This window comes from Psychrobacter nivimaris, from assembly GCF_043419765.1.
Taxonomy (GTDB): domain Bacteria; phylum Pseudomonadota; class Gammaproteobacteria; order Pseudomonadales; family Moraxellaceae; genus Psychrobacter.
Map to the genome: position 1 here is coordinate 373,796 of NZ_JBHOFX010000002.1, position 11,850 is coordinate 385,645.

An 11,850-nucleotide genomic window follows, 5' to 3' on the forward strand; every position below is an offset into this window, starting at 1 on the left:
ACTTAAAGCTCTTCTACACCCATCATATCGACTGGGGTATCAGCCACTATTTGTACGCCTTTTTTACCGGTTTTAGCCGTATCATTACGCTGCTCTTGCAGATGATCAAGATACGCTTCATTGATCTGGCCAGTGATGTAGCAGCCGTTAAATACCGCACAATCAAAGCCTTCAACTCGGCTATGCTTGGTATCTTTTACTGCGTCGATCAAATCATCCAAATCTTGGAAGATCAAACGATCTGCGCCGATAATATCACGTACTTCTTCAACGCTATTACCCGAAGCAATAAGCTCGCTACGTACTGGCATATCAATGCCGTATACGTTTGGAAATTTCACTGGTGGCGCAGCACTGGCAAAAAACACCTTGTTAGCACCAGCATCTCGTGCCATTTGAATGATTTCATGACAGGTCGTACCACGAACGATAGAATCATCAACCAATAGGACGTTCTTGCCTTTGAACTCTAGCGGTACAGCGCTGAGTTTCTGGCGAACTGATTTTTTGCGCTGCTGCTGACCTGGCATAATAAATGTACGACCGATGTAGCGGTTTTTCATAAACCCTTCACGGTACTTGACGTTCATTTTTAGCGCCAGCTCCATCGCTGAAGTACGCGACGTGTCTGGAATTGGAATGACCACATCGATATCATGATCGTCACCCCATTCAGCAAGGATTTTATCTGCCAGTTTCTCACCCATACGTAGGCGAGATTTATAAACTGAGATATTGTCCATAATCGAATCTGGACGAGCAAAGTACACATATTCAAAGATACAAGGCGTGTATTCTTTTTGCTCGACGCACTGATGCGTATGCAGTTTATGGTTCAAATCAATAAAAATTGCTTCGCCTGGTTTTACATCACGAACGATAGTAAAGCCAGAACCTGTCAATGCAACTGATTCAGAGGCAACCATATACTCAGTGCCGCCATTCGGTGCCATACGCTTACCAAAGATAAGTGGACGGATACCGTTTGGATCGCGGAATGCAAGTAAACCATGACCCGTGATCAAAGCGACAACGCCATAAGCGCCTTCACAGCGTTTATAGACAGCTTTTACCGCTTCAAAGATATCATCAGCCGTTGGATGGGTTTTGCCTAGATTCTGCATCTCATGTGCCAGTACGTTTAACAGCACTTCAGAATCTGAGTCAGTATTAAGATGGCGACGATCTTCGATATACAAAGATTTGGCCAAACTCTCAGCATTGGTCAAGTTACCATTATGCGCAAGGGTAATACCATAAGGCGAGTTGACATAAAATGGCTGCGCTTCAGCGCTGCTAGAAGTACCCGCTGTCGGGTAACGAACGTGACCGATACCGAACTTACCAACCAGTTTCATCATATGACGATTCATAAATACGTCACGTACCATGCCATTTTCTTTACGTAGATAGAGTCGCCCATCTTGCAAAGTGACAATACCTGCTGCATCTTGCCCGCGATGCTGTAGCATCGTCAAACCGTCATAAAGAATCTGATTGACTGGTTCGTGAGCTGCAACTCCAATGACTCCACACATAATAGCTATATCCTATTTTGACTCATACATTAGTACGACAATAACGGCAAACTTAGCGACAGTATATTGCTAAAATCACTCACTGTCGCACGCCGCTAACCTGATGATATTGTAAGAAACTTAACGAGATTTTTCGATAATCTATGTTTGATTATCAGTGACACGTGCAAACATTTAGAAGTATAAAAAGAAGTAAAATAATGGACAGTTAGATAAAATAATAGGCAATTCAACAATTACGACTGATTGACCTGATCCCAAGCCATGCCTAGTACATCTGATACTAGAGCCTTGCCCATCGGTGCATACGGCATTAGCTCAGGCGCTAGTACTGAGGTTTGCCACTGCGGCATCTGTACTAGCAATGGCGCACTGACGCTCAGTACAACCAAAACCATTAATACATTTTTGGCAGCACCCAGTACGCCGCCCGCCATTTTATCCAAGACGCCCAAACGTAAGGTTTTGAGCACGCCTGAGAACACAAAAGCCATCAGATGCATGACTGCCAATATGGCAATCACTACCAATAAAAAAGCCATGGCCATCTGTAGTACAGGGTTTTGTACGATACCCGTTAATTGGGGCGACACTACTCCTGCCAACCTAGTAGCAGCGATAAGGGCGATAAACCAACCTACCAAGCCTATTGCTGTTTTAATCAGTCCTACTTGAAAGCCGCGCCATAAGCCAATCAAGACAACGATAGCAATCACAATATCTAAACCACTCATGCTTTACGCCTTATTATCTTATTTATTGGATTAGCTTTCCATGGCATCGTAATAGCCACCGATTGCCTGAATGCAAGACTGCACCAGCCCAGGACCACGATAAATAAGCCCCGTATAGAGCTGTACCATGTCTGCGCCTGCTTCGATTTTCTTGACGGCTTTGGCACCGCTATCGATACCGCCTACGCCTATCAAAGCGACTTTACCATCTAACTGATCAGAGAATTGTTGCAAAATCTGAGTACTAATATGACTCACAGGACGACCAGATAAGCCGCCCATTTGGTCACCATCACGCAAATCTTCGACACCTACGCGGCTCAATGTCGTATTGGTCGCAATCAAACCATCAATCTCAAAGTCTATTAATTGCTGCGAGATATAATCAACTTGTAATGGTTCTAAATCTGGAGCAACCTTAAGCACTAATGGGACATAAAAACCATATTCAGTAGCCAACTGACTGTGACGGTTTTTAATCGTATCCATCAACTGAGTCAGCGCTTCACCACTTTGCAAATCACGTAAATTTTTAGTGTTTGGCGATGAGATGTTGACCGTAATGTATGAGGCATGCGGATACACACGCTCTAAACAATATACATAATCATCGGCGGCCTGCTCTACTGGTGTATCAGCATTTTTACCAATATTGATACCGATATTGCCTTTATATTTACAGCGTTTGACATTGTCGATTAGATAATCAACGCCTTCATTGTTAAAGCCCATACGATTGATAATCGCGTCTGCTTGCTTGATTCTAAACAGCCTTGGCTTATCGTTGCCTACCTGTGGTCTTGGCGTAACGGTTCCTACTTCTATAAAACCAAACCCTAGCTCAGCCAGCGCGTCAATATAATCGCCGTTTTTGTCCATGCCTGCTGCCAGACCAACTGGGTTAGAAAACTGCAAACCCATACAATCTGTTGGTTGCATTGACTGACCATACGCCAAGCCTAAAACACGCGCTTTATGCGCTTTATCCAATAAAGATAGCGTCATCTCATGGGCGTGTTCGGGATCCATATTAAACAAAAAAGGACGAAGTAAGGCATAAGACATAGTGATGGCAGACCCTGCTTGGAAGAAATAGTGAATAAAAAATGCGAATGAAATCGGGCGCAGCGATTATATCAGCTTAACAGAAATAAGAGCAAAGTTTCAGTCGCTAAATTTCTACATTTAAGCAGTAACCAATACTGATGAATCTCTACTAAATAACAATAAATTGCCGTTTTCTAAGCTAAAGACATAGCACAAAGGTACTCTTAAACATCTACGGTACTGGACGTCCATCAGTCAACGCAATCCAACCACGTATAATGCGATATAAATGCCAGATAAAGGTAAAGGTCATAATCAGCAAACCAAGCCCAGCCAATAATATTGAGCCAATAGCGATATTGCCACTATCCGCCAATACGCTAACGCCAAAGCCGCCTAATGCAAAGGTAATCAAAATAATGCCAATGACGAACCAAACGATACTGTACCAAAAGGTCTTGATTTGCCAGTCAAAATGCGTGGCCAACCATGACCCACTAGCATCATGGCGCTTAGCATAGTTCATGACAATCGGCACAATCCACAGTAAACCCGCAGTAAAGTAGCTGATCACATATAAGAAATAAGTGATATGGTTATAAGTAATTAAAGAACGGCGCTTATCGTTGCTCATACTGTCCCGCATTATGTGAGGTTTTCCTTACTGGTAATATTTTTGTTCGATAGTCATATGGTTAACTATTTAATGGAGCCGGATAAATGGCTTTTCAATGATGCCAACGATAAAGCATCGTTTTGCTGTCTAGGATCGAGTGTCGAGTACTAAGCATACAGTGATATAAGTATCTAAAATTTCTATCACAGTCTGACGCGTTTTAAGAAGTGACCGTTGCTTGTACCTGAATAGATTTATTGGTCAGATCTTGCTGCATAGATAACTGTGTAAACTGCCAGCCTTGCTGTTCAAGCTTACCCAGTGCAGTGCTGACGACCGCTTGACTAGGATGCGTAAAGCTCAATTGCACTGCATCTCCAGTCGCAACCACCTGAGCACCTGCTATACCTGAGTTATTGAGCAGCGCATTGATACGACTAGTGGGTGGCATATCAGCCTCTCCAGTAGCGTTATTCCCAGTATTCAATGCATTACTATCAATATTACCTGCTTGAGCACGCAACCAAAAATAATCTGCCACTTGCTCCTGATAGTCGTTTTTACTATCGCTTGCTGCTTGATGAACGCTATAGCCACCATAGCCGCCAATAAATAACAGTAAAAATATAGACAATATAGCTAGCGCTAGTTGATCACGGGGAGGTAATGCTTGCCAGCGCGTCGTTAGTACATTTTGATAATTATTCATACGCTCTGACAATACATGAGCCTTAGTACTGGTTGCAGAGACCGCTGCATTACGTTTGGTACGGCGTTGTAATCGTTTCATGTTTTGACCTTTATTACCAATACCTTGATGAGTTACGACGCTGCCGCATTGTTTGCCATGTCGCTGTTTTCTGCAATATTGTTTTCTACTACGTTGACAGTGACTTGACCACTAAACTGACCTTGCTCATTACTATTCACTTGTGCAAGTTTAGCATTTAAGCCTTGTGCTACCAGCGTGCTCGTAAATTTATCAAGACTACCGCGATCTGGGGCAATCAAGGTAAAGCTGAGCGCCGACGGTTGCATTACTAGCGACTGTGCATGCAATGAAGACTGCTTAATTAATGGTGATATGCGTGACAGTGCGGCCATATGCGATGCAGGTGCTTGGCTATCGCTACGCAGTTTTGGTTGCAGCTGTACTTGCAGTTTGGTGCGCGTACTTAGGGGCTCATCGGCGAACCAAGATTGATACTGTGCTGCAATTGCAGCCTTGGTTGCGGCGGTCGCTTCATTATATTTATACCACTGCACACCATCGGTTGCCATTTGCAGCACTAACGCTGATAGCGCAACCATCATCGCCACTCGCAAATATGGTGATAATTGTGAGTCAGTAGATTTCATAAAGAAATTAAGCGCGTGACGTTCGGGACTGTCAATTGGCTTAGGTACTGTAGGCAGGATCGTCAGTAGCAGCTGATGATCGGTGATCAGCGCTTTAGTTTGCGCTATAAAATCCATGGGTGATGATGAATCTAGTGAGTCAAGCGATACGTCAATAGGTGCCTCAATAGACGGCTGTACCATTACCTCACTCAAATGTGGGAAACGCTCAAACATTAGCGGTAAGTAGCTGACGGCCATACCCTGACGCAATGATTGGCGCAGCAGCATAGTCTGCGAATCTTGATAAAGGGTCACTTGCTGACCTGCGCCCTCTTCTGGCGGTGGCAACAATAAAAAATCTGGCAGTAACGCCACTATATTCATACCGGCTAGCTGCGCGCTTTGTTGCCAGGACTCAATGTCGTTTTGTGCCAGTGCGTACAGTTGCGTCGTATCAGCATGGCTCAATTGACGGATGTTCAATTGCTCAATAGGCGTTAATGAGGTTTCTTCAAATAAGTACTGCTTACCACTATTACCAAGCTGTTTAAGCTGAGCAGCATTGAGCACCGTGTCCACTTGCAACGCATGACTTGAGGGAAAATATAAACAAAGCGCCTTTTGGCTACTGGACTTATAGTTACCATAGATTGTTTGCAGCTGTTGCCAACCGTCAACCATTTGCCATTGCTGTACATCTTCATGCCAGACAGCTAGCGGGCTATGCTGCGCTCGTAACCAAACATGTAACACTAAACGTGTCCTCAATTATTGCTGCTGTTATCAAAATATCGTTAAGGATTGATGCGGTTTTTGAAAGCATTGGATGACTTTATACGATTAATAACTGGCATGCTTCTCGCAAATACCACTTCAAATCCGTTATATTCAATCAACTATGCTCTAACAAGTTACATATAAGCAAGATATTAGAAGTCTAGTCTAATAAGGCTGATCAGGAACAAAACGATCAACTTCCGTTGCCATGCCAGTCATCACAAATTCCATATCAAACACTCTGGCTTCCGCTAGAGAGAACGACTCTGGATAATCGCCTGTAAGCAATCCCGCGATATAGGCGACGATCGACATATGACAAACAACGACCAAACACTCAGCTTCAATATTGGCAATATCTATCAGAGCTTGGCGCGCATCATCAGAGGGCGTGATATTGTCCTGCACAGATGAGGCGACTTGCGGCGCTCGCGACTGGAACGCAGATAATGTCTGCCGCGCTCTCGTATAAGGGCTGACCACAAAACGATCTGGGCTATAGTGAGTGGTCACATATTCTGCCGTTTGTGCTGCCTGCTGCTGACCAAAGTCCGTCAGCTGACGCGCGCTATCTGGACGTGTTTCGTCTTCTGCTTGACCATGACGTACTAATATAATTTTCATAACCTTCCTTGGAGCGCTAAGTTCGACTCTCTCAATACTGATTTTTAACGGTGTGTCTTACTTATCAGCATCGCTGTCTTTGCTTTTGGTATTGCTACCAGAGGTTTTCATATGAGCGGTAAGTGCTGCATTGCTATGATCATGCGCCATGACAAACTCAACATCGCTACGGAACCCAGCTTCCATTAGATGTAGCGCAACGCCTAGAGCGGCCTTGTCCTCATAAATAACTGCATAGAGCGCATGAGTAATTGGCATATAGATACCCGCTTTGGTCGCCTTTTCATGTACTTGCTGAATGGTATTTACCCCTTCAGCGGTCTGGCCAAGCTTTTTGACCGCGGCATCAATACTCATACCGCGACCGAGCATATTACCGATACGATAGTTACGACTCAGCTCTGAGCTACAAGTGGCGTACAAATCACCTACCCCTGATAAGCCCAAGAAAGTGAGCGGATTGGCGCCTTCCTCAACGCCAAAACGACTCATTTCTGCCAAAGCACGAGTAAGAATCATCGCTTTAGTATTCTCACCTACTTCATAAGCTGCCGCCATCCCCATAGCAATTGCATAGATGTTTTTTAGCGCGCCGCCAAGCTCGACGCCGCGTATATCATCACTAGCAAATACTCTAAAGAAGGCACTATGTAATGCTGCTTGTACGGCATGACGTAATGGCTCTGACTCACTTGCGATAACCGTGGCAGACGGCATATTTTTCATGATTTCGATAGCAAGGTTCGGCCCTGACATGACACCAAAGTTCACTTCTGGCAGCACTTCTTTGATGATATCGCTCATCATCGCAAAGGTGTCTTTTTCCATACCTTTGGTCAACGATACAATGGACTGACCACTGATAAAAGGTGCGATGTTTTTTAGCGTCTCGCGAAAGGCCAAACCTGGCACAGCGATAAAAATAATGTCTTTATCTTTGACGCTTGCCGCCAAATCATGGCTGTATTTCAGTCGATCATCAAGCTTATAGCCTGGTAGATACTTTTTATTGGTTTGTGTTTTTGCCATCGCTTTTACGGTACGCTTATTACGTACCCACAGCGTAGTATCACAGCCATTACGTGCGGCTAAATTTGCCATTGCCGTACCAAAGCTACCACCACCTAAAAACGCCAAACGCAGCTTGGTTGGATTGCTATGAATGTCGGCCATATCCTTTGCCACAGCCGATTCAACAGGGCTAGGATTTGACTTTTTACGGCCGAGACCTGACTTGGTTGCTCGCTCAAAAATACCTGCAAGCATACCGTTCTGTTTTTCAGACGACTCTTTGTCCGTTTCATTATTAGCACTGGTGTTGTTTTTATTACTATTGTTAGGGCTTGTCATGTTCTTTTATCCGTGTTGACTGACGTATTATCAATAGAATCTATCGTGCTCAGCTACTGGCCTCATTATCTTTAAATTACAACTTTGTGAAATTATAATCTTATTAATAGACAGTACTGAGCTACATTACGACTCGAAGCGAACTAACGATTCGATATCAATAGGTTTGCGTTTGGACTCATCCTTGGGACTTGTGCCAGTATAAACAAAAGCGGTCACATAATCATCTGCGCCTACGCCGAAATACGCTTTTACTGCAGGCTCATTGCATAGCAGCCCAGTGCGCCAAACCGTACTAAACCCTTGAGCTTTTAATGCCAAGATTAGATTTTGCACAGCAGCGCCCGCACTGAGCATCTGCTCAAAAGGTGGTACTTTTTTGTGTTCTTGCATTTGAGTCACAGCCGTTATGATCAGCGGCGCTCGCAATGGCATATTTTGAGTTTTAGTGATGGTTTTTTCAGACAACTCTTCGCCATCTTGTAGCGCTTTTGCTTGGACAGCTTCGAGCAAGGCACGGCCTAATTCATGGCGCGCCTCACCTTGCGTCACGATAAACCGCCACGGACGCAATTTTTTATGATCTGGCGCAGTTGCCGCACATTCAATGGCAGATTCAATCTGCGCACGCGTCGGTGCTGGCTCATCTAGATTGCCCATACTGCGTCTTGAATTAATCCAACCTATCAGCTCGTCACTGGTAGATGAGATATCATTCGCTGCTACGTTCTTCACAGACAGTTTTTTGTCTTCTATTTTTTGGCTTTCATTATCAACTTTGTCAGTTGTAGTCATTGTTTTGTCCTTAATTTATTATTATCTATCACTACTTATTATTTATAATATCATTTTCTTATTTTTTAACAGCTATAGAGCAGTTGAGAACTACACATAGGCAGTCTCAACTCAGCGATAAACTACGCAACATCTTCGACTCGGTGGTCCATGCGTAGGTAGTCCTCTGACTGCATCTCAAGCAGACGTGAGCGAGTACGCTCAATCTCAAACGCCAACTTCTCTCCTTGATACAGTTCTAGAATCGGCTGCTCTGCCCGTACCAATAATTTTACACGGCGATCATAAAACTCATCGACAAGATAAATAAAGCGGCGCGTTGGATCACGCAAGTCGTCATCTAGTGCTGGCACAGAGTCAACTAAAACGGTGCTAAAGCGTTTGGCAAGCTCAATAAAATCAGCGGCTGATCGCGGCGCCATACAAAGATGACGGAAGTCACAGAATAAGATATCTTCGGTACAAGCGTTGATTTTTACTTCTCGTCCATTGATAATAATGGGCTCTTTACTGATTTTCTGATTATTTGACAAGCTCGCAAAACGGTTGGCTAACCAATGGTAGTTCGCCTTAGTAAGCGGCGCTTCGTATAATTCAGCTTGCTGCAATACGCGCAGACGATAATCAATTCCCGAGTCAATATTCATGACCGTCGTATGACGCTCAACTTCCGCAATGGCAGGCATAAAACGGTCACGATGTAAGCCATCTTTATACAATCCAGCTGGTTCAATGTTTGAAGTAGCAACCAAAGTAATACCGCGATTGAACAGCATAGTGAACAAATCGCCCAATATCATGGCATCAGAGACGTTAGAAACAAAAAACTCATCAAAACAGATGATAACCGCTTCTTTATAAATAATATCAGCGACTTTTTCGAGTGGATCGCTCTCACCTTGTAGTTTGTTAAGCTCTCTATGGACACGCTGCATAAAATGATGGAAATGTAGACGCATCTTACGCTCGATGGTCAACGAGTCATAAAACATATCCATCATCCACGTTTTACCGCGGCCCACCCCGCCCCACATATAAAGGCCTGTTGGCGCGACAGGTTTAGATTTTAAAAAGCCAAAAAAACCTTTCTTTTTCGGTGCGCTATTGATGAGCTGATGGTATATCTCATCAAGATAGCTCATGGCCTGAAATTGCTGCTCATCCCGAGTAAACTCATCTGTACTGACGGCTTTCTCGTAACGTTGCAATGGAGATAAACTCATAATACGACTCATCGTTGAATTAAATAAATATCAAAATAGTAGGGCAATTTAGCATAATGCTGGTGCTACCAAACAAAACATCTCAAAACATCTCAAAACGAAAACTATGAAGCTAAGCTAGGTAACAAATAAATCTAGCTGTCCTGCCCAAAGCTATGCTTGTCTAATAAACCTTTGAGCTCTGATAAGCGACCATGGAAGAAATGACCCGCGCCATCAACCACGCTGACTTCAATGCCTAATCGGTCTGCAAATGCCTGCATATTGTCAGGTTCAATCACTTCATCGGCATTACCATAAATCTCAAAAGTTCTATCCGCAGGCAAACTAATATCAGTACTGTCGTTTTTTTCGACTGATGGTGCGATAAGGGCGATTTTCGTCACTTCAAAGTCACCCAATCCCCATATATGTGCGGCCTCAAGCACTTGTTCAGCCACGCGTGCCGTGACATAACCACCAAAAGAAAAACCACCTAGCCATAGCTTTCGAGCATTGGTTTGTTCAGCAATCCATTGTAGCACGGTCATTGCATCGACCACTTCACCTTCCGCATAATCATGCTCGCCTGTCGATTGACCAACGCCGCGAAAGTTAAAGCGCACTACATGCATACCATTATCACGGGCAAAGCGATACATAGTGGTGACCACCTTGTTATTCATCGTACCATCAAACAACGGATTGGGATGGCACAGCAGCGCCACCGTGTCTGTATTTGGATCATTAGGATTATCATTTTGCCACAGTGCGTCAACCTCGAGCACGCCAGCAGGAGCAGGAATTAATTGCATAGTATTACTTATTAATAAAAAATGAATGGCTCAATTATCCTAGATACAATTTATATTTCAAGTGATTTGCTGTGTACGGATGCGACTTGTTTTATTTTTGGTCAATAACGGTTGTCTACAGTTTTGCAATATTGCTGTTCTTAAGATATTAAACTGGTTTATATCTAGTGCATGGTTCATCGGCAATATACCCGTAATACAGCACACAATAACTGTCTAGACAGGTAATATCTAGATAAGCTACATTCATAAAGCTTTGCCTATAGCTAAGACGTTCTGCTTATATAAATCAGGAATTATTTATGAATACTTTTAATAAAACTGCCAGTTTGACGGCTACGTTAGTGGCTGCACTTGCTTTGGGCGCCTGTCAGAGTACGCCTTCTTCACCCGTGATTCAGCGTGCCAACTCTATCTATGAGACAACAGGTATCGCTGATACCAAGGTCAAAGCACAACAAAATGCGATCGATAGTGCTCAAAAAACCTGTCGAAGCAAGCAAGTGATTATCGTTGATGATAATGTAAAATATAATGGCATCTTAAACGAGCGTACTGGTCGTATGGTTGGCCAAGTAGGTGCTGTCGTTGGTTCGATATTTGGCACGGGTACACCAGATTTGTCACGTAGCGATGATTACGAATACACCATTAACTTCCGTTGCCAATAAATATCTTCAATACCATATAAATCAGATACAGTGTCAGGCTCACTCAGCCTACTATTTGTAGCACTTTCACTTGCCCTCCTTGTATCTGAATTATCTTGGACCGACTATCTCTAGCTAAAAATATCCATCTACTTTTCTCTACACGACAATCTCTTTTAGACGCAAACAGGTTTACGATCTAACCGCTAACATTAAGTGACATACAATCCTTCTCTGATTAAACAGCCAACAAACTGCGATATAGATAATATATCAATCAAAGCTTGTTGGCTTCGCTTTTTGTGTGCGCGCTTTTACGTTAAACTATCCGCTATCGTATTCAGCACGTCCTCGTCAGTCT

General features: G+C 43.6%; 12 protein-coding genes. 1 reads left to right on the top strand and 11 read right to left on the bottom strand.

The window, feature by feature from the left end; all coding sequences use genetic code 11:
* Positions 1–2: 2 nt before the first annotated feature.
* From purF to ACHEVO_RS04970, 11 genes are all read right to left on the bottom strand, one after another.
* On the bottom strand, positions 3–1,538 hold the full coding sequence (purF, locus tag ACHEVO_RS04920; protein WP_102094783.1) for an amidophosphoribosyltransferase: 1,536 nt from the start codon (positions 1,536–1,538) through the stop codon (positions 3–5).
* 236 nt (positions 1,539–1,774) lie between these two features.
* Positions 1,775–2,272: a CvpA family protein gene (locus ACHEVO_RS04925; RefSeq protein WP_102090972.1), complete on the bottom strand. Its 498-nt coding sequence runs from the start codon at positions 2,270–2,272 to the stop codon at positions 1,775–1,777.
* A 30-nt stretch (positions 2,273–2,302) separates the two neighbouring features.
* Entirely contained in the window at positions 2,303–3,337 is a 1,035-nt protein-coding gene (locus tag ACHEVO_RS04930; protein WP_114700991.1) for a quinone-dependent dihydroorotate dehydrogenase, read from the bottom strand.
* A gap of 214 nt (positions 3,338–3,551) precedes the next feature.
* Complete coding sequence (locus ACHEVO_RS04935) at positions 3,552–3,953, bottom strand: DUF4870 family protein (protein ID WP_228707043.1); 402 nt, start codon at positions 3,951–3,953, stop codon at positions 3,552–3,554.
* A gap of 202 nt (positions 3,954–4,155) precedes the next feature.
* Positions 4,156–4,725, bottom strand: a complete 570-nt coding sequence (gene gspM, locus ACHEVO_RS04940) for a type II secretion system protein GspM (RefSeq protein ID WP_394124152.1) — start codon at positions 4,723–4,725, stop codon at positions 4,156–4,158.
* A gap of 32 nt (positions 4,726–4,757) precedes the next feature.
* The gene (gene gspL, locus ACHEVO_RS04945; RefSeq protein ID WP_394124153.1) at positions 4,758–6,029 is read right to left on the bottom strand and encodes a type II secretion system protein GspL; all 1,272 of its coding nucleotides are present in this window, start codon (positions 6,027–6,029) and stop codon (positions 4,758–4,760) included.
* 189 nt (positions 6,030–6,218) lie between these two features.
* Positions 6,219–6,677: a SixA phosphatase family protein gene (locus tag ACHEVO_RS04950; protein ID WP_165597312.1), complete on the bottom strand. Its 459-nt coding sequence runs from the start codon at positions 6,675–6,677 to the stop codon at positions 6,219–6,221.
* Between the two features lie 57 nt (positions 6,678–6,734).
* Entirely contained in the window at positions 6,735–8,027 is a 1,293-nt protein-coding gene (locus tag ACHEVO_RS04955) for an NAD(P)H-dependent glycerol-3-phosphate dehydrogenase (RefSeq protein ID WP_290177809.1), read from the bottom strand.
* Between the two features lie 126 nt (positions 8,028–8,153).
* Entirely contained in the window at positions 8,154–8,822 is a 669-nt protein-coding gene (locus tag ACHEVO_RS04960; protein ID WP_394124154.1) for a nitroreductase family protein, read from the bottom strand.
* A gap of 122 nt (positions 8,823–8,944) precedes the next feature.
* Positions 8,945–10,045 (bottom strand): cell division protein ZapE, encoded by a 1,101-nt coding sequence (gene zapE / locus ACHEVO_RS04965; RefSeq protein WP_394124155.1) that lies wholly within the window; start codon positions 10,043–10,045, stop codon positions 8,945–8,947.
* A gap of 134 nt (positions 10,046–10,179) precedes the next feature.
* Complete coding sequence (locus tag ACHEVO_RS04970; protein WP_114700983.1) at positions 10,180–10,839, bottom strand: alpha/beta hydrolase; 660 nt, start codon at positions 10,837–10,839, stop codon at positions 10,180–10,182.
* 302 nt (positions 10,840–11,141) lie between these two features.
* Between ACHEVO_RS04970 and ACHEVO_RS04975 the strand changes: the two genes are divergently transcribed.
* Positions 11,142–11,510 (top strand): hypothetical protein, encoded by a 369-nt coding sequence (locus tag ACHEVO_RS04975; RefSeq protein WP_394124156.1) that lies wholly within the window; start codon positions 11,142–11,144, stop codon positions 11,508–11,510.
* Positions 11,511–11,850: the final 340 nt, after the last annotated feature.